This is a genomic window from Hymenobacter sp. HDW8, assembly GCF_011305775.1.
In the GTDB taxonomy this organism is placed as follows: Bacteria; Bacteroidota; Bacteroidia; order Cytophagales; family Hymenobacteraceae; genus Hymenobacter; species Hymenobacter radiodurans.
In genome coordinates this window covers 4550140-4569784 of record NZ_CP049907.1, presented here as the reverse complement: position 1 = coordinate 4569784, position 19645 = coordinate 4550140, and the positions used below count along the sequence as shown (strand labels likewise).

The window sequence follows — 19645 nt, the reverse complement described above, 5'->3', positions numbered from 1 at the left end:
TCAGGACGCACTTTCTTTTTCCCCTCTATTTCCATGAAAAAACTTTGGACTCTTTGCGCCGCGCTGCTCAGCGTGGCTACCGCGGCTTCGGCCCAAACCACGGCGCTGAGCTGCTGCGCCAAGCCGGCCGTAGCCACCGAAACATTCGCCATGCTAGCCTCCAACACTGACTTCTCGGGTGGTCACGATGCGCCGCTGCCCTACTCTTATGAGGGCGAAGGCACGATGGTCAAATTCAAAACTGCCGATGGCCAAACTGGTCAGGGTTTCGAAATCAAGAGCGCTACGCCGTCCAAAAAGTATCTGTTCGTGATTCATGAGTGGTGGGGCCTGAACGACTACATCAAGAAGGAAGCCGCTGCTTTCGCCCGTGAGTTGCCCGGTGTCAACATCATCGCGCTCGACCTATACGATGGCCAGGTGGCCACCACGCCCGATGAAGCCGGCAAGTACATGCAAGCCGTAAAGACGGACCGTGCCCAGAATATCATCCGGGGCGCCATGCAGTACGCCGGTCAGGATGCTCAGTTTGCTTCTGTAGGCTGGTGCTTTGGGGGTGGCTGGTCCCTACAAACGGCGTTGCTCGCGGGGCCCAAAGCCGTGGGTTGCGTGATGTATTATGGCATGCCCGAAAAGGACGTGGCCAAGCTCAAAACCCTGAACACTGACGTGTTAGGCATTTTCGCCAGCGAAGACAAGTGGATCAATCCGGAAGTAGTAGCACAATTTCAGAAGGATATGGCGGCTGCCAAGAAGAAGGTGACCATCAAGAGCTACGCCGCCGACCACGCGTTTGCCAACCCATCTAATCCCAAATACAACCAAAAGTTTGCCGCTGATGCCCACACCGCCGCCGTGGCCTATCCGCGCAAGAACTTCAAACTGAAGTCTTGATTTAATATGCAAAAAAGCCCCCCAAATTCATTTCTGGGGGGCTTTTTTGTGTAAGCTGTGGTGGGAAGAGGCATAAGCGTGTCAACCAGCTTTCCGGCGAAAGCTGAGAGTCGGGTTACGCCGGCTTCAGTTGCCAACTATCCGCAAGCAAGGCGGCCATTTCCGCAACGCTAGCCGTGAGCTGCTCCCAAGAGTTGAGCACAAAGTATTGCTCCTGAAAGCGTTCCTCGGAATAGGGCGTGTCGAGCACTGTCGAAAGCTCAAACGCATGGCGGACGGTTTCATCGTGCACGCAGTGGTGAATCTCGCCGGCTGAGGATAGCAAACCGGCTCCATAAATGCGCGGCTGTCCGCCTTCCTGCACTAGCCCAAACTGGACGGTAAAGCCATACAACCGCCGTAGTCGCACCAAAGCAGCCACATCGTGGCGGTGCTGCCGACCTACGATGCCTAGGAAGTGCAGAAAATCGGCGAAGGCGGAGTCGGTGAGCAAGGGCGCGTGCCCAAATACGTCGTGAAACAAATCGGGTGTCTTCACAAAGTCGAACTGCTCCATTGCCCGCAACCGCGTGACGGCCGGAAACTTACGCTCTGCCAACAACGCAAAAAACGTAGCATCATCCACTGCTTCGGGCACAGGCACCAGCTCCCAGTTGGTGTAGCGCTGCAGCTGCTCACTTACCGCATCAAAGTGCGGGATAATGGTGCGCTGGAAGTCGAGGCGCGCGAGGCCAGCTCCAAATGCTTGCGCCGCCCGCTTATGCAGCAGAGCCGTCTGGCGGTCGAATAACACTTTCCAAACGAGTTGATCCTGCGTGGTGTACTGGTCGTGGGCTTGTTCGAACATAGCGCTAGGTAGAATTATTAGGTCATAAAAAAAGCCCGGCTCTTGACGGAGTCGGGCTTGTGGTTTTCGGGGTTGGAAGTGGTTACTTACCTTCCTTTCCGGCCATGCAGCTCGACTCCGCCTCCATTGGGGCGATTGACGGTTAGCATAATGCATTTGGCGGATTGCAGTAACATGGAACAAATATAGAAAATCAGAATAATAAGTTGTACGCCACTAGCCAACTTATTTTCAGATAGATACCAAATTTCTGAAAATAGTTATCGGGGGCATTTTTGTCCAAACAGCCAGAAGTAGCCGATGTATTTTACGTAAACCTTTGCGTTCGGCAGGACTTCTAAACACTCCCATACCGAAGCAAGCTGATTAGCACGTAGCTTCATTGCGACGCGTACTATTAGCTGCGTCACCTTAAAATTGCTTAAAGCTTACCATTTACTTCATAGCCCATGCTCAGGTTGGTATCGCCGGTAACGTGCAGGTCGAGGCGAGCTTTCTTGTCGGACGGATTGAGGAGGAGCGCGGTGGAGCCCGGCAAAAACCGTAGTATGGCGCGCTGCCCAGGGGCTAACGTAGCCTTGCCAAAAATACCACCCCCGAGAGGCCGCTCCTTTATTTCCACAGATACGGTTCCAGTGTTGCGAGCCACTACCCGAAAGGCGCCCGGCTGCCCGCCTCCCAGCGCGAACTGCTTGCCGGGCTCAATCAAAAGGTCGGACTTTAAGCTGCCACCAGCCAAGCAAGCTGTAGTGAGGAATAGCACCAGTGCAGCGGTTGCCGTAGCTACCCGCCGCGTTGGCACCAATTCGCTGAGCCGGCTCCTATGCTGAGTGAGCACATAATCAAGCGAATAGCGCCCGCCACCTACTACGGTTACAAGCACAAAGCACCAGAACAGGAGTTGCTGATAATACATACCCAGCACGGGTTCGGGCGTTTCGTACCACAAAAAAGCGATGACGAAAAACTGAAAGGCCAGTTGGACCGCGCTCCAGCGCGTGAGCAGCCCAAAGGCAATCAGCAGGCCGCCTGCAAACTCTCCCCAGGTAGCCAGCCACGCCCACATATAGGGTGATGGAAACGTAAAACCCAGAGTAGCCACTTGCTGCACAAACCAATCGGGTGGCCCCAGCGCGGCCTGCCCACCTGCCAGCTTAGCCGCCTCAGTGGCGGTGGTCATGCTGACGAGCTTTGCCCAACCGGCCCCAACGGCGATGGACAACCCAATGTGTAAACGCAGGAGCAGCCAGGCAACGTCGGCGAGGCGGGAGCCCAGCGGGCTGGCGGAAAAGAGAAGCTTTTTCATGGTCGTTGAGTAAGTGATTGAACGACCCAAAATTGCCCCCCACTCTACTCCCATACGCCCCGCATCATGGCTTGGGACGTCCCAACTTATGGATTGAGCCTAGCTGCCACCTCACTTGGCGTCGCCGATTTCAGCTTTTTGAAAACTCGGTTGAAGGTTGACTTGGAGTTGAAGCCCGATTCCAGCGCCACCGCCAGTAAGGTATAGTGCTGGAAGCGCGGGTCTTGCAGCTTGCGCTCTGCTTCAGCAATGCGATACCTGTTGATATAGTCATTGAAGTTTTGCCCGAAATACGTATTGATGACGCGCGAGAGCAGCGAAGTATTGGTACGAAGCTGACTAGCCAATTCACTCAAGGTAAGTTCGGGTGCCAAATACGGTCGCTCAGTTTCCATGTGACGGGAGAGCTTAGTGGCCCACCGCGTCAGGTCTGGGTCGGGCGCGACCTCTGCGGTGACTAACTCAGCAACTGGAGCCGACGCCTGGGGTTTTTTTTCGAATTTGCTTTCTAGGCCTGCTGGTTCGAGCGCTTCAATGCTTATCCTATCCGCGACGGTACTTGTGGTCGCTTGAACGTCCTCCGTACTGGTGGGCTGAAAATGTAGGGCTGGCGCTGGCTGGTAAGGAGCCAGCAATCCAGCAATACCCAAGTAATAAATTAGTAGTCCGGTTGCCAGAAATGAATACCACACCTGGATGTAGGACAGCGGCGTTAGCACTTTATTCACCAAGCCGAAGAAAAAGGAAACTAGCAGGCCCACCAACACCGCTACCATCAGATTGCGCAGCCATTGGAAGCTGATAGGACCTGTGTTAGAGTAATTATCGTCGAGGTAACGGCGGTAACGCTGGTAGTCACGAAGCGTGAGCCAGCCGTACGCAAATACCGATAGGTAGCCCAGCAATTCTACTGTGCCATCTAAGACTTCGCTCACATTGGCGAGATTGCCTTTTGTACCAAAGTGCTCAGTAAAAGGCTCTCCCAGGCTCCAATGCTGCCACACAACATCATGGCCAAATACCATGAGCCGCCAGCCTAAGTACACCGCCGCAGGCAGAAAGTGTAGCTTTTCGGCCTTACCAAATCGAAAGTCTTGGTTGGTAAGACTTCGAAAATAGAAGTAAAAGGTAGGCCCCAAAGCCAGCCAGTGACTAAAGGGGAAATAAAACATGAAGGTGGAGTGGGCATCGTGGGAGTCGTACCAACCTGCGAAGCCCAGCATCCACTGCGTAAGGGGAAGCGTGTTGAGCAGTAATAGTAGAGCCAGCCACCAATCGGAAGCTAAGCCGCGCTGCCACCCACGTACCAACAATATCCCTATAAACACCACGCCCTGCACAAAGAAGGGCAGCAGTAACGAGCTATAAGGACTGAATTCGAAGAACATGCGCTAAATCTACACAACCAGCCCGTTACGACATTACACTAATTCCTTCCGTAACTCGTACACCCGGCGCAGGTTTTGAATAAGCCGGCTCGATTCATCAAAATTCAACGTTTGCTGTCCATCAGAAGCTGCTTCTTCGGGCTTTTCGTGGGCTTCGTAGAGAATACCATCAGCGCCGGCCATGACGGCGGCAAGTGCCATTGGCGCTACGTAGTCGCGGATACCGATACCGTGCGAGGGGTCAACCACGACGGGCAGGTGCGTTTTCTCCTTCAGAATGGGCACCGCATTCAAATCCAAGGTATTGCGCGACGCGGTTTCGAAAGTCCTGATACCTCGTTCGCAAAGAATCAACTTCTCATTACCACCTGAAAACACATATTCAGCCGAGGATAATAACTCTTCAATTGTTCCCGAAATACCACGCTTGATGAGCACGGGCTTATCGACTCCCCCTAGCGCGTCGAGCAGGTTGAAATTCTGGGTGTTACGAGCACCAACTTGGAACACATCCACGTAGTCGTGCATCTCCTCCACCTGCGACACCTGCATTACCTCCGTCACCACTTTGATGCCCCGTTCGCGGGCCATTTGGTGAAATTGTTTTAGGCCTTCCATCCCTAATCCACGGAAGGAATATGGGGAGGAGCGCGGCTTAAAAACGCCTCCCCGCATCAGCCGCATGTTGTTATCGAGCAGGTGCTGCATGACTTTCTCCATCTGCTCTTCGCTCTCAATACTGCACGGCCCAGCTACCAGACTCAGCGAACCTTCACCGATAAATACACCGTCGCCTAAGTCGAGTACGGTGGGCCGCACGCGCCACTTGCGCGACACCAGCTGGTAATCGTCCGATACCTGATGAATATCCCGAATTCCGGGCAGCTGGCCAATAGCGCGCAAGTCGACTTCTGCCTTGCCGATGCCCACCAAGTAATGGGCGCGCTGGGTCGTCACCTCCGTAACCTTATACTTCAGGGCTTTTATCTGATTTATAATATCCGCTTTGGTATTCGCGGCAATATCTTTTTCGAGTTGGATGAGCATGGATTGCTGGTGCTGAGAAAGGTGTTGGAGTGCTTAATTCAGCACTGAGGAAACGAAAGCCTTGGCGGCGGCAGGCGCATCGTCGGCACCTTCGAGGGCCCGAATGAAGGCGGAGCCGATGATAGCGCCATCGGCATAAGAGCACGCGCGGTCGAAGCTGGTTTTGTCGCCGATACCGAACCCGATGAGACGCGGATTGCGCAGATTCATGGCCGCGATACGCTCGAAATACGCTTCCTGCACACCTTCACTTTGGGTATTTTGCCCCCCAGTAGTGCCGGGACCAGATACTAGGTACAGGAAAGAATCGGTCAGCTCGTCGATGCGGCGGATACGGCTCTCGCTGGTTTGCGGCGTGATAAGGAACACGGGGCGCAGGTTATAGCGCCGGAATATTTCCTGATACTCAGCTACGTAGTCATCCAGCGGCAAATCAGGCAGAATAATGCCATCAACGCCAGCTTCGGCGGCTTGGCGGCAGAAGTTCTCCACTCCAAACTGCATCACCGGATTCAGGTAACCCATGAGCAGCAGCGGCGTGTTGGGCACCGTTTGGCGGATACCGTGAAGCTGCTTGAACAGCACGCGCATATTCATACCGTTGGCCAGCGCGGCGGTACTGCTTTGCTGAATCACGGGACCATCGGCCAGCGGATCAGAAAAGGGCATCCCAATTTCGATCAGGTCGGCGCCGGCACCGGAAAGAGTTTGAATCAGCGGTACCGTAGCGTCGAGTGTAGGGTAGCCGGCGGTGAAGTAAATGTTGAGCAGTTTACCTTTTTTGGCGGCAAACGCTTGTTGAATACGGTTATTCATCGATCAATTAGTGAGTTCGTGCAGTAAGTAGTCGGCAACCACATTAGTGCATTTGCTCCGCGTATTTCAGGTAAGTATCCAAGTCTTTGTCGCCGCGGCCCGAGAGGTTCAGCACCACAATATCATCAGGGCCCGCCCCTATTTCGGGTAAAGCTGCTAGCGCGTGCGCCGTTTCAAGGGCTGGAATAATGCCCTCCAAACGACTCAGCTCGGCTACCGCCCGCAAAGCCGGCTCGTCTTCAATCGAGATAAATCGTGCCCGACCCGATGCACCAAGGAAGGCGTGCAGCGGCCCAATACCCGGATAATCGAGGCCCGCTGATAAAGAGTACGGCTCCGTAATCTGGCCGTCTTCGTCCTGCATAAGCAAGGTGCGCGAGCCGTGAATAATACCTGGCTTTCCCAGCACTGAGGTCGCCGCGGAATGACCCGAGCTAATACCCTTACCAGCCGCTTCCACTGCAATCAGCTTCACGGAAGGCTCGTCCAAGAAATGATAAAAAGCCCCCGCTGCGTTGGAGCCGCCGCCCACGCAAGCCACCACATAGTCGGGCAGTTCGCGGCCTACTTTTTCGAGCAGTTGTTTTCTAATCTCTTCACTTATAATAGCTTGCAAACGCGCTACCAAGTCGGGGTACGGATGCGGGCCTACTACCGAACCAATAATGTAGTGCGTGTCAACGGGGTTGCTAATCCAGTCGCGGATGGCCTCGTTGGTGGCATCTTTCAGGGTTTGGCTACCACTAGTTACAGGGCGAACTTCGGCGCCGAGCAGGCGCATACGCTCCACGTTGGGGCGCTGGCGTTCAGTGTCGGTTTTGCCCATGTACACAATGCACTCCATCCCCATCAGGGCGCAAACTGTTGCCGTGGCCACGCCGTGCTGACCGGCGCCAGTTTCGGCAATGATGCGCGTCTTACCTAAGCGTTGCGCCAGCAGAATTTGACCTACTGTATTGTTGACCTTATGGGCGCCCGTGTGACATAAGTCTTCACGCTTCAAGAAGATGCGGGTACCATAGCGAGCCGACAGTCGCTTGGCTTCAAACAATGGCGTGGGCCGGCCCACGAAGTCGCGCAGAAGTTGCTGGTAATCGCGCTGAAAGTCGGGGTCGGCGAGGATGGTGAGGTATTGCTCGCGCAATTCTTCCACGTTTGGGTAGAGCATTTCGGGAATAAATGCTCCCCCGAACTCACCGTAGTAACCACGGGCATTGGGTTGGAAAGCGGAAGTAGTAGCCATATCGAAGGTGAAGGGTTGGGATGCTGGTTTTGGAATTAGTTAGTTAAAACGGTGTCATGCTGAGCTTACCGAAGCATCTCTCCCGCAATGGTAAAATCAACGAAGCGGGAGAGATGCTTCGGCAAGCTCAGCATGACACATTCTTGTGCTTAGTGTCTATTAGTTCGGCAACGGCCGCGCCCCGAAGCTGCTGAAACATCTGTTGTAAGCGAGCCGAGTCTTTCATACCTGGAGAAATTTCAAACCGACTGTTTAGGTCTACGGCAAACAAGCCGGGCAGCTGGAGGTTCCGCAGTGTTTCGGCGTGCGTCAGGTCGAGGCCACCGGCGAGGAAATATGGGACTGTCAAAGAGTAGTCGCGCAGAAGTTGCCAATCGAAGACGAGGCCGTTGCCGCCGGGCTGCTCGCCTTTGGTGTCAAACAGGAAATAATCGCAGTGCGGGACGTAGGGCAATAGCGTGTCGAAGTCAAAATTGCCCCCCAGTGCAAACGCTTTGATTACTAGCAAATCTGGTGATCGTAGCACTTGACATTGAGCAGGCGTTTCGTCGCCGTGAAGCTGCACGGCGTTTAGCTCGAACTCCTGCACTCGCTGCCTGATAACTTCAGTCGCTTCATTCACGAATACGCCCACTTTTTTGATGTTGGGGGGCAAATTTTCTAAGCTGGCCGCGCTTAGCTCCTGCCCTACATAGCGGCTGGATTTGGGATAAAATATGAAGCCCAGAAAATTCGGTTGCAGCGCTGCCACGGCCGCCAAGCTATTCGCCTCGCGCATTCCGCACACCTTTATATATAGAGTAGGCTTCATGTTATAGAATCGACGCTGCGTTTTACGCCGTAATCGGCTCGGTAGCTCGTAATTCCTGCACCAGCGCGGCGCATGCTTTTTCGGGGCGGCTGTGACGCATGAAAGCCTCGCCCAGCAGGAAGCCGCGGTAGCCGTAGCCGCGCACTTGGCGGATAGCGGCTGCGGTGCTCAGTCCGCTTTCCGACACTTTCACAAATTCATCAGGGATGCGCTCAGCCAACTCAGCGGAAGTTTCCAGACTCATGCTGAAGTCGTGCAGATTGCGGTTGTTGACGCCTACCAAGTTCACTGCTTCAGCGTCGAGGCTGCGGTCTAATTCTTCGGCATTGTGCACTTCCAACAATACTTCCATGCCTAGACTGCGGGCGAAACGACCAAGCTTTGCTATTTCGGCGGGCGTGAGCACAGCCGCGATGAGCAGCACGGCATCGGCACCGATGCTTTTGGCTTCCAGAATCTGGTACTCATCTATCACAAAATCTTTGCGCAGAATGGGGCAGAAATTGAAGCGGCGCGCCGTTATCAAGTCCTCATTTTGCCCCCCAAAAAACTCTTTATCCGTGAGCACCGACAGCGCCGAAGCGCCGGCCTGCATGTAGCCAATGGTAGTGCGCTCTACGGGCGCATGCGGATTTATCCAACCCTTCGAAGGCGATTTGCGCTTAAACTCAGCTATAATTCCGCTTAAGTCTTCGCGCAACAGGTAGTGGCGAAGCGATAATGGCTGAGTTTTGAAGTACAAGCTGCGCTCCAGCAGCTTCACCGGCACCAAGCTTTGGCGCTCAGCTACTTCGCCGCGCTTATGTTGAATAATCTGATCAAGAATAGTAGCCATGAGCTAAGAACAAGAAGCCGCGGAGTTTGGTCGGCTGTGAGGATGAAAATGAATAAGTAGAGCAGGATGTAGAAATGCAGATTCGTGCCTCTACACGTTTAACAACTGCCGAAAAGCCCCCCGAGCGCGCCCACTCGCCAACGATTCGCGGGCGACCTCCAAAGCTGCGGGCAGCGATAATGCTGGATCAGCGCATTGAATAGCCAGCGCCGCATTTGCCGTTACGACATCGCGCTGGGCTAAGGTACCTTCGTTATCAAGCACTTGCAGAAACAAGGCAGCAGATTCGGTTACAGTTTGTCCCCCAGCCAAGTCGAGAGCCGTGTACGTAGGCATGCCGAGCGTGGCGGCGGTTACCACCTGCTCGCCTCGCGCCGACACTACTTTGGCGGTGCCCGTCAGCGACAGTTCATCGTAGCCGTCGAGAGCGTGGACGACGGCATAGCGGGTGCTGGTTTGCTGAAACAAGTAGTTATATAAGCGCAGCAATTCCAGGCTGAACACGCCCGCTAATTGGGCCGCTGGCCGCGCTGGATTTACCAATGGGCCCAAAATATTAAAGAAAGTGCGCACGCCCAGTTCGCGGCGTACGGGCCCGGCGTGGCGCATGGCCGGGTGAAAGGCTGCCGCGTGCAGAAAGCAAATATTCGCCTCGTCCAGCTGCCGCCGCAGGGTGTCGGATGGGGCCTCAAAATCGTAGCCGAAGTGAGCCAGAATATTGGAGGAGCCACACACCGACGACACACCGAAGTTGCCGTGCTTAGCCACCTTATAGCCCGCACCGGCCGCGACAAAACAGGCCAGCGTGGAGATATTGAGCGTGTCTTTGCCGTCGCCGCCAGTGCCCACGATATCGAGTACTTCGTAGGTGCCTAGTTCTGGGTCGCGGCAGAGTTCGAGCAGGGCATCGCGGAAGCCGCTCAATTCCGGCACCGTGATGGGCCGCATCCGATACACAGTCATAAAAGCGGCCGTTTCGGATGCATTAACGCCTCCCTGACCCAGGCGAAACATAGCCTCGCGGGCTTCCTCACGGGTGAGGGTTTGCTGGTCAAAAAGGGTGGTGAGGATCTGTTTCAAAATCGGTGATTTATAGAGATTGTACTAACCTGTTTCGTTGGTATATCATGCAGAGCGATGCGAAGCATGACGGGCTTTTAGTCAACAAGCCAGTTTCTCAGCATTTCATGGCCGTGTTCGGTCAGGATAGATTCGGGATGAAACTGCACGCCGCGCACGTCATACTGACGGTGACGCAGGGCTAGCACCTGACCATTAGCGTCGCTGGCCGTTATTTCAAGTTCTACCGGCATCGACTCAGGAGTTACAACCCAGGAATGGTAGCGGCCTACCTTAAATTTGGTAGGCAGGTTTTTGAATAACCTGTCCTCGCCAGTGATGATATCGGCGTCGGTGGCAATGCCGTGCAGCACGGCGGGCAGGTTATACAATTGCCCCCCAAAAGCCTCGGCAATCCCTTGGTGACCAAGGCATACGCCCAGCATCCGTTTCGTAGGCGCAAACCGCTCGATGATGGCGGGCATGAGGCCAGCATCAGCAGGAACGCCGGGGCCGGGCGAAAGCAGAATGGAATCGTATTGCTCCACTTCTTCCAACGATATTTTATCGTTGCGCACAACAGTGGTTTGCGCGCCGTAGCCAAGCTCGCGCAGGAGCTGCACGAGGTTGTAAGTGAAGGAATCGTAATTATCGAGAACGAGAATGCTCATGGTACTCAGAAAATTTAAGGGTCGCCATATCAAGCATGACAGACACTTACTGTTTTTTTCAGTTCAATTAGAAACGGTTGTGGCTTGCGTAGCGGTCAGCTTCTCCCCTATTGCTTCGGCCATTTTCAAGGCTTTGCGCAAAGCAGCCAACTTGTGATGCACTTCGTTTAGTTCGGAGTTGATATCGGAAGCGGCTACTACGCCCGCACCGGCTTGGTAGTGAAGCTGATTGCCAGTACTCAGAAAAGAGCGAATCATGATAGCGTGGTTGAAGTCGCCGTTGAAGCCTAAGTAGCCGAGGGCGCCGCCGTAGTAGCCGCGACCCGTTGGTTCGAGCTTATCTATGAGCTGCATGGCGCTGTGCTTAGGGGCGCCGGAGAGCGTGCCGGCCGGGAATGTATCGGCTACTACTTGCAGCGGCGAGGCGTAGGGAGCTAGCGTGGCGGTTACTTCGCTCACCAAGTGAATGACGTGAGAGTAATACTGAATTTCGCGGAAGACCTTCACTTTCACCTCGTCGCCGTGGCGAGCCAAGTCGTTGCGGGCCAGATCAACTAGCATCACGTGCTCAGCGTTTTCTTTGGGGTCGTCGGCTAATTTCTGGGCGAGGGCGGCATCTTCGGCATCGTGGCCGGTGCGGCGGAAAGTGCCGGCAATTGGGAACAGGCTGGCGGCGCGCCCTTTAATTAGCAACTGAGTTTCGGGCGAGGAGCCAAAGATTTTGAAGTTGCCGTAGTCGAAATAAAACAGATACGGCGACGGATTTACGGAGCGTAAGGCCCGGTACACGTTAAACTCATCGCCCACAAAACCCTGCGAATAGCGGCGCGACAACACAATCTGGAACACGTCGCCTTTGCGGCAGTGGTTTTGGCCAGCGGCCAGTTTCTCCAAGAACTCCTCATCGGTCAGGTTGGTGGTCTCATCACCTACCGGCGCAAAACCGAACTCCGGCAAACTCGGATTGCGCACTAGGTTCACTAGTCGCGTAAGGCCGTCGTGGTCGGTAGGCTCATCGGCGGGTGAGTGCTCAAATACGTACAGCTCATTGCGGAAGTGGTTGATGGCAATGACGTAGCGGTAGGTACCGTAGATAATGTCCGGAATCTGGCCGGCAGATTCTTTAGCTGGGTTCAGCGTGAGGTCTTCGAAATACTGCACTGCCTCATAGCCCATGTAGCCAAAAAGCCCCCCAGTAATGAAATCGAACTCGCTTTTCTCCGTTTGGAAGCGGCCGGCAAACTCACGCAGGCGGTCGAGAGCGAGACGGGGCTGCGCTAGCGTTTCGGTGGTAGTGGTGCCGTCCGGGAAGGTTTGGGTCAGCTTACCGCGGCTTAGCTCAAAGCGCGCCAGTGGGTCGCAGGCTAAGTAGCTGAATGCGTTCTGCTGGCCGTGATAGTCGGAGCTTTCCAACAGCAGGCAATTGGGATACTGATCGCGCAGACGCAGGTAAAGACCCACCGGCGTCACGGTATCGGCTAGCAGGCGTACGTGGCGGGTTTTGAGCGAGTAAGTAGGTTGCGGCGAGTTATTCATGGGACGCGGGGGGCTTTTTGGCGGTGAGCGATGCCTTCTGTTTTGGTCCACCGGGAAACAAAAAAGCCCGGCGGGTGGCCGGGCTTTCCTTTATGTTCGATGCGAGGTTCTATTTACAAATGACCTTACCGCACGCACAGGTTTTCCCGTCCGGAGTTTCGGAGAGGCCACCACCATGCTTGCGAAGTCATTGAGAAATTCATTGCCACTGAGTAAAGGCGTTTGTGTCGCAAATATACGGGCGAACTCACACTGCGCAAGTAATTTTTAAATCGCCAACGCCACAGCCTGCTCAAGGTCATTGCTTTGCACGCGCATTTTTGCCCCCCGGCGCATTCGATTGGTATAGCCACTGATAAGCCGCTGGAAACTCGCGCCGCCAAAACCACTCGGCGTGCTTGCCATCCGGCACAGTGTGGTAGCTGATGGTCGCGGTCTTCACTCCAGCTTTTCGCAAAGAATCCCGCATGGCAGCCATCAGCGGCACCATTGTCACGCTTTCCTGTTCGCCAGCGACTAAGTAAAACTGCACGGGTTTCCGCACTTTAGTGCGGCGCACGTAGGCAAAAATAGAATCCTGCGCGAACCACAAAGCCGGCGAAAACACCCCGATTTTGCTGAACACTCGGGGATATTTTAAGCCCGCATATAACGAAATTAGGCCACCCATGGAAGAACCGGCTATACCCGTATGTTGACGATTCTGTAAGGTGCGATACTTTGCATCAATGTGCGGCTTAAGAGATTGCACCATAAAATCGAGATAGGCATCGCCCTGCCCGCCACCATACTTTGCATTACGCCACGGCGAAAGCTCATCGAGGCGTGTGTCGCCGCCGTGGTCCACGGCTACCACAATGCAGCCTGCATCTTGCTCAGCTAGTTGCAGCTGACGCAAGGTTTCGTCCACGCCCCACTCACCGCTGAAGCCCGTAAATTCATCGAAGACATTCTGGCCATCGTGCAGATACAGTACAGGGTAGCGCCGGTTGCTGGTGGCGTAGTCGTTGGGCAGATACACCCACACGCGCCGCTTTCGGTTGAGCTGAGAAATAGCAAACGAGTCGGTCAGCACAGTCACATTAGGAGTCAGTGTGTGCTGTTTCACGGGTGCGCCACCCGCCAGATCCTGCCAATTGCTGATTACGTGCGTGACCGTTTTGCCCGCGGCAGCCGAATAACGCCGATTCTCGACGGCTTTGTTGGCAGCATCAGTTTCTACCGTTTCCCAGGTGCCACGCGTGAATTTGTACTCGAAATTACCGGTGCTGGGAGGCAAAATCACCTGGTAGCTGCCATCCGCATTTTTGGTAAGCGCGTGGGGGGCATTTTTGGGGTTCCAATTATTGAAAGAGCCCGCCACATACAGCACGGCATCGGTGGGTGTATTGGCTGGTACGTGGTCAACGCGCAGCGTAACCTGGGCCTGTAGAGAGCCTGCGCACAAGAGCAAGCTGAGTGATAAGGAAGGAAGACGCATGCAAAAAGAGTATTGTCGGCGCCCGAAGATGTTCGTGGCGTCGAGCTTAAGTAATTGGTAAAGATAAGGCTACCGTATCGTCCCGTTTTTATACCACGCCGAAATAGAATAATGCCCTACCTTTGCAACGCAATCGTTTGCGCAAAACAGCCAAAATAGCGCTATCTGCGGTTTTGTTATGAGCTGATAATGTCCACTTTATGCATACTTATTTACGCTGCTTCCTACTCTTTCTTCTACTCTGGAGTGATGCCTTCCTCACCCCAGCACTAGCGCAAGAAGCTATCCGCCGGCCGGAGGGCGACGTATTTGTAGACAAGCAAGGCGTGTTGCGGTGGCAGAAAACGAAGAAAGAGGTAGCCTTATTTGGCGTAAACTATACTACCCCGTTTGCCCACGCTTACCGGGCTCACCAGCGCGTGGGCGCTGCGCACGAGCAAGCCATCAGGCAGGATGTGTACCACCTGTCGCGGTTGGGTCTGGATGCGTTTCGCGTCCATGTGTGGGATGTGGAAATCACGGATACACTCGGCAATTTGCAGGAAAATGAGCACCTCAAACTACTCGATTTTCTGGTGGCTGAACTCAAGCAGCGCGGCATTAAGATTATTCTGACGCCGATTGCTTACTGGAATAATGGTTACCCGGAGCCCGACACCGGCACGGGCTTTTCCAGCATTTACTCCAAAGCTCAAGCCTACACCAATCCACGGGCAATACTGGCCCAGGAACGGTATCTGACGCAGTTTCTGAATCATCGCAATCTGTACACCAAGCTACTCAACCGCGAAGACCCGGATATCATCGCCTACGAGGTTTGCAATGAACCAAAATACAGCAAGCCTGAGGCGCGCGTAACAGCCTTCGCTAACCGCATGGCCCAAGCCATTCGCGCCACCGGCTGCCGCAAGCCGGTGTTTTACAACATTGCCGAAAGCCCAGACGTGTACGATGCCATTCTGGACGCGAAGGTGGATGGCGTCACCTTTCAGTGGTACCCGCAGGGCTTGGTGAGCGGACACGCATTGCGCGGCAACTTCCTGCCGTACGTGGACCACTATCCGATTCCATTTCGCACCGATAAGCGCTTCACTAGCAAGGCCAAGATGGTGTACGAATTCGAGTCGGCCGACATACTTCAGCCGGTGATGTACCCGTTTATGGCGCGCAGCTTCCGGGAAGCTGGTTTTCAGTGGGCCACGCAGTTTGCCTACGACCCGATGGCTATTGCCTTTGCCAACACGGAGTACCAGACGCATTACCTGAACCTGGCGTACACGCCAGCCAAGGCCCTGAGCCTGCTGATTGCGTCCAAAGTGTTTCACCGCGTGGGCCGGAGCCAGTCGTTTCCCAACTACCCGGCCGACTCGGTGTTCGATGCGTTTCGGGCAAGCTACCGGCAACAGCTCAGCGAGATGAACACACCGGAGGAGTTCTACCATACTTCCTCCACGAACACCCAACCGAAAAAGGCCGCCAGTTTGCGCCATGTAGCGGGCGTTGGCTCTTCGCCAATTGTAAACTACGGCGGCACCGGTGCCTACTTCCTCGATCGGTTGGCCGCGGGCGTATGGCGCTTGGAAGTAATGCCCGATGCCGTGCCCATCCGCGACCCGTTCGAAAAAGCCTCGTTGAGCAAGCCCGTCACGCAGATTTTGTGGAACGACCAGCCACTGCAAATCACGCTAGCCGAGCTGGGGGGCAATTTTTCCCTACGCGGCCTGAATGAAGACAACACCACGCAAACGCAGGCAAGTGATGGGCGCGCCACCGTGCGGCCCGGCGTGTATCTGCTGGCGGCGGGGGGCAAATCGACCAGTCGCTATACGGCCCAAACTGCTTTCAATCAGATTAAGCTAGGCGAGTTTGCAGCTCCTGCTCATACCAAAATTGCCCCTCAGGTACTGCACACGCCGACGGCGCAAGTTTCGGCGGGGCAACCAGTTCGCATTACGGCTCGCCTCACCGGAGCCGAGCCGCAGGACAGCGTTTTTCTGGTGGCGCAGCATTACTATGGTCGCACCCAAACATTGGCCATGACTACTACTAGCTATGCAACGGTCGAGGCTACGGTGCCCGCCGAGCTAGCGTATCCGGGCTTGTTGCGCTACTGGATTGTGCTGCGCAAAGGGCAGCAGGCGCTGACGTTTCCCGGCGGTTTCACAGGCCAGCCCCGCGACTGGGATTATTATCACGCCGAGAATTACGCTGTGCCCATTGTGGCGGCAGGTGCGCCTTTGCCCCTCTTTACCGCGGCCCTAGATAAGGACCATGTAGAAGCGCGCGGCCTTGCTTCTACCAACTGGACAGATTACGTCACGACACCGACTGGCGAACTGGCTTTGCGACTGGTTGTAGGGCAGCCCGATAAATTGAAATCAGCGGCACCGACTGGTCCGAAGACGGCTTTGCGGGCTTACTTTGGTCACAAGTTGGCGGGACGTGCTACAGAGTTGGCCAGCTTTAAAGAAGTAGTGGTTAAGGGCCGCGCTAATCAGCCCGCAACCACCGTGAAAGTGGTGCTCCAAACCAAAGACGCGGCGGCCTACGCTGCTACCGTACAGCTCGGCGCCGAAATGCAAGAAGTGCGAATTCCGCTTTCTGCCTTCCGTCCCGATGCGCTCCTGCTGCTGCCTCGCCCCTACCCCGGTTTTCTGCCGCTTACGCATGAATTTGCCCCCAGTCGGCATTTAAGCTCCCCGACGCTGAGGTGTTGCAAGTGGTGGTACAAGGCGCTGCGCCGGCCAATGGTCAGCTGCACGTTGATCTCGAATCAGTCTCTTTACAATAAGCTGCATGTTTTCTATCCCGACGCTCTCACCGGTTCTTTCACGCCTCGGCGCAGGCTTTTTGTTGGTTGCCGCGCTAAGTCAGTGTAACCGACCCGACAAGCCCCAAAGCGTAGCTCCAGCCGTTGACTTCAACCAGGACTGGCAGTTTGTCAAAGACATTGATACAGTTGTCACCACCTCTCTTTTTGCCAAAACAGCCGATAGCGCGGCACAGTGGACCGCCGTATCGTTGCCGCATACTGCCCAAATTGAGCCTGTTGTCACCGATAAAAAGCAGTGGCAAGGCACCTGCTTCTACCGCAAGTTTTTCCAAGTAGCCGCCGCCGATTCCACTAAGCGAGTAGCCCTACATTTCGGGGCGGCCATGCACACGGCCGATGTGTATCTGAATGGCAAGCGGCTCCAGCGGCACCTGGGGGGCTATTTGCCCTTCACGGTAGACATTTCCCGTCAGCTCAAGTTCGGTGAGGAGAACTGTTTGGTGGTAAGACTTAATAATCAGGACAACCCCGATGTGCCGCCCGGCAAACCCCTCAAGGACCTAGATTTCAACTTCTACAGTGGCCTCTACCGCTCGGTTCAACTGTTAGTTCAGGATAAAGTATACATCACCGACCCCATACAAGCCGGACGGCCAGCGGGTGGCGGCATTTTGTTGCACTACGAAAACGTAAGTCCGCAGTCAGCGACGCTACAGGTGCAAACCGATGTGCAGAATGATGCTGCCGAAGCGCAGAAGGTGCAAGTACGTGCTACTTTGCTCGACGCCAAAGGCGCCGCGGTAGGCAAGACGGAGAATCAAGAATCCACTATTGCCGCCGGTGCTTTTGGGAAAGTCAACCAGCAGCTTTCAATTGCGAAGCCGCAGTTGTGGTCGCCGGAAACCCCGTATCTGTATCGTTTGATGGTGGAAGTGCTACGCAACAGCGAAGTCATTGACCGCAAGGAAGTTAAAACCGGCGTACGGACCATTCGCTTTGCCACTGATGGTTTTTACTTAAACGGCCAAAAACTGCGTTTACGCGGCACCAACCGCCACCAGGAATATCCTTATCTGGGTTACGCCTTATCGGACAACGCGCAGTACCGCGACGCGTGGCAGATCCGGGAGGCAGGATTCAACTTCGTGCGCTGCTCCCACTATCCGCCCTCTCCGGCATTTCTGAATGCTTGCGACGAGTTAGGAATTCTGGTGATGAACTCGATTCCGGGCTGGCAGTTTTTTGGCGACGCTGATTTCCAGAAAAACAGCCTGCAGGACGTGCGCGACATGGTGCGGCGCGACCGTAACCACCCCAGCATCGTGCTCTGGGAGTCGTCGTTGAATGAAACCGACATGAGCAAGCCCTATATGGAGCAAACCCACGCGGCCGTGCACGAGGAGCTACCCTGGAAGGAAGGCGTGTACACCTGCGGCTGGATGGACTACGCTTACGATGTATTTATTCCCGCCCGCCAGCACCGTAAAGCCCCCGATTACTGGAATAAGTACGACGGCAAAAAACCCCTGTTTCTGTGTGAATACGGCGACTGGGAATATTATGCCCACAATGCTGGCTTCAATCAGACTGCCTACGCAGGCCTGAAAGAATCGGAGCGCACCTCGCGCCAGTTGCGCGGGCAGGGCGAGCGAGCATTGGCCCAACAAGCCCTTAACTTCCAGGAAGCTCACAACGACAACTACCGCAGCCCCGCCATGGGTGATGCCAACTGGCTGATGTTTGACTACAAGCGCGGCTATGCCCCTGATATTGAGTCATCCGGCGTAGCCGACATTTTCCGCCTACCGAAGTTTGCTTACTACTTCTACCAGAGCCAATATGGCCCCATAAATGTCCCCCACGGCTTCGGTAAACCCATGGTATACATCGCCAACTATTGGCAGCCAACTTCCAGCAAGCAAGTAGTGGTGTACAGCAATTGCGACGAAGTAGAATTGTCGCTCAACGGTAAGGTAATAGCCCGCCAGCGGCCGGATAAGAACAATTTTTCTGATCAGCTACCGCATCCGCCGTTCACCTTCACGCTTCCCGCTTACACGCCGGGTACCTTGCGAGCCGTAGGTTACTACAAAGGCAAGTCGGCGGCCCAAACTGAGCGCCGCACGTCGGGCGCTGCCAAAAGTCTGAAGCTTACGTATGCCCGGCACGGCAAAGATCTGGCAGCCGGTCAGAATGACGCCGTTTTCGTGTATGCCTCTGTAGTAGACGAAAACGGTACGGTTGTACCAGATGCGATTCATTCGGTGCGCTTCACCACAAAAGGCGGCGAGCTGATTGGCGATAATCCGGTGAGAGCAGAAGCCGGGGTTGCCACTATTCTGCTAAAAATGCCCCCCCAACAGGGAACAGCACAACTCACAGCTACTGCGGCTAGCTTAACTGCTAACACGCTCACGCTTAAGACCCAATAAAAGATTTTAACCCGGTGATAGATAGTAAGACATGTTCTACACAAGCGTTTGTGTAAAAAACAGGAATGATAGAAGCTAGTGTCATTCAACTTCTAATTTTCTTCCGATCAGAAGTATTTATTTTTTCTATGATTTAGCCTGTCATATATATGGTTGACAAAAAGAATTATCGATTGTGTTTTTTATACAATACGGCAGCTTAACCTTATAGAAAAAGGATGTAAGTCAAGAAAATGTCTATTCATAAGTGAGAAGGCCTATTTTATTCACTGTATTGTAGCAAAAAGGTGTTTCTAATGCCACTATGGCCATCTAACACTGAAGTATATCCTTCACCGGTATATTAAGTATTAACAATTTCTTTCTCTTTTTCTATGAATAAATTAATTGCATTTTTTAACGTCAAAACTTTAAATTGCGCAGTTTTTTCACCATTTTAGAATGTGTGGTTGAAATGATTAGTGCTGAATTTTTTAGTCCGCCGGCTATATCAGTTCCTCACTTCAT

General features: G+C 54.3%; 15 protein-coding genes. 3 read left to right on the top strand and 12 right to left on the bottom strand.

Features of this window, described 5'->3' with window-relative positions; genetic code table 11:
- Window positions 1-33 precede the first annotated feature (33 nt).
- On the top strand, window positions 34-894 hold the full coding sequence (locus tag G7064_RS19415) for a dienelactone hydrolase family protein (protein ID WP_166074899.1): 861 nt from the start codon (window positions 34-36) through the stop codon (window positions 892-894).
- Window positions 895-1009: 115 nt separating this feature from the next.
- Here the strand turns inward: G7064_RS19415 and G7064_RS19410 are convergent, their stop codons facing one another.
- The 12 genes from G7064_RS19410 to G7064_RS19355 all read right to left on the bottom strand — a co-directional run bounded on the left by G7064_RS19410 (window position 1010) and on the right by G7064_RS19355 (window position 13933).
- A complete protein-coding gene (locus G7064_RS19410; protein ID WP_133273314.1) occupies window positions 1010-1741 on the bottom strand; it encodes a phenylalanine-4-hydroxylase in 732 nt (243 codons plus the stop codon).
- Window positions 1742-2162: 421 nt separating this feature from the next.
- A complete protein-coding gene (locus G7064_RS19405) occupies window positions 2163-3047 on the bottom strand; it encodes a DoxX family protein (protein WP_166074897.1) in 885 nt (294 codons plus the stop codon).
- 86 nt (window positions 3048-3133) lie between these two features.
- Window positions 3134-4435 (bottom strand): helix-turn-helix domain-containing protein, encoded by a 1302-nt coding sequence (locus G7064_RS19400; protein WP_166074896.1) that lies wholly within the window; start codon window positions 4433-4435, stop codon window positions 3134-3136.
- A 33-nt stretch (window positions 4436-4468) separates the two neighbouring features.
- Window positions 4469-5482 carry a bifunctional 3-deoxy-7-phosphoheptulonate synthase/chorismate mutase gene (locus G7064_RS19395; protein WP_166074895.1) on the bottom strand — a complete coding sequence of 338 codons (1014 nt, stop codon included), beginning with the start codon at window positions 5480-5482 and terminating at the stop codon, window positions 4469-4471.
- A gap of 33 nt (window positions 5483-5515) precedes the next feature.
- The gene (gene trpA / locus G7064_RS19390) at window positions 5516-6298 is read right to left on the bottom strand and encodes a tryptophan synthase subunit alpha (protein WP_166074894.1); all 783 of its coding nucleotides are present in this window, start codon (window positions 6296-6298) and stop codon (window positions 5516-5518) included.
- 43 nt (window positions 6299-6341) lie between these two features.
- A complete protein-coding gene (trpB, locus tag G7064_RS19385) occupies window positions 6342-7541 on the bottom strand; it encodes a tryptophan synthase subunit beta (RefSeq protein ID WP_166074893.1) in 1200 nt (399 codons plus the stop codon).
- Window positions 7542-7668: 127 nt separating this feature from the next.
- Entirely contained in the window at window positions 7669-8352 is a 684-nt protein-coding gene (locus tag G7064_RS19380) for a phosphoribosylanthranilate isomerase (RefSeq protein WP_166074892.1), read from the bottom strand.
- 22 nt (window positions 8353-8374) lie between these two features.
- Window positions 8375-9187, bottom strand: a complete 813-nt coding sequence (gene trpC / locus G7064_RS19375; RefSeq protein WP_166074891.1) for an indole-3-glycerol phosphate synthase TrpC — start codon at window positions 9185-9187, stop codon at window positions 8375-8377.
- 90 nt (window positions 9188-9277) lie between these two features.
- Window positions 9278-10267 (bottom strand): anthranilate phosphoribosyltransferase, encoded by a 990-nt coding sequence (gene trpD, locus G7064_RS19370; RefSeq protein ID WP_166074890.1) that lies wholly within the window; start codon window positions 10265-10267, stop codon window positions 9278-9280.
- 77 nt (window positions 10268-10344) lie between these two features.
- Window positions 10345-10917, bottom strand: coding sequence for an anthranilate synthase component II (locus G7064_RS19365; protein WP_166074889.1), 573 nt, complete (start codon window positions 10915-10917; stop codon window positions 10345-10347).
- Between the two features lie 63 nt (window positions 10918-10980).
- Window positions 10981-12453, bottom strand: a complete 1473-nt coding sequence (locus tag G7064_RS19360) for an anthranilate synthase component I family protein (RefSeq protein ID WP_166074888.1) — start codon at window positions 12451-12453, stop codon at window positions 10981-10983.
- Between the two features lie 298 nt (window positions 12454-12751).
- Window positions 12752-13933: an alpha/beta hydrolase-fold protein gene (locus tag G7064_RS19355; protein ID WP_166074887.1), complete on the bottom strand. Its 1182-nt coding sequence runs from the start codon at window positions 13931-13933 to the stop codon at window positions 12752-12754.
- Window positions 13934-14133: 200 nt separating this feature from the next.
- Here G7064_RS19355 and G7064_RS19350 point away from each other — a divergent pair, with 200 nt between their 5' ends.
- Together G7064_RS19350 and G7064_RS19345 are read left to right on the top strand one after the other, a co-directional pair.
- Complete coding sequence (locus G7064_RS19350) at window positions 14134-16812, top strand: cellulase family glycosylhydrolase (protein WP_166074886.1); 2679 nt, start codon at window positions 14134-14136, stop codon at window positions 16810-16812.
- Window positions 16730-19138 (top strand): glycoside hydrolase family 2 protein, encoded by a 2409-nt coding sequence (locus G7064_RS19345; protein WP_166074884.1) that lies wholly within the window; start codon window positions 16730-16732, stop codon window positions 19136-19138. The genes G7064_RS19350 and G7064_RS19345 overlap by 83 nt, the downstream gene beginning before the upstream one ends.
- Window positions 19139-19645: the final 507 nt, after the last annotated feature.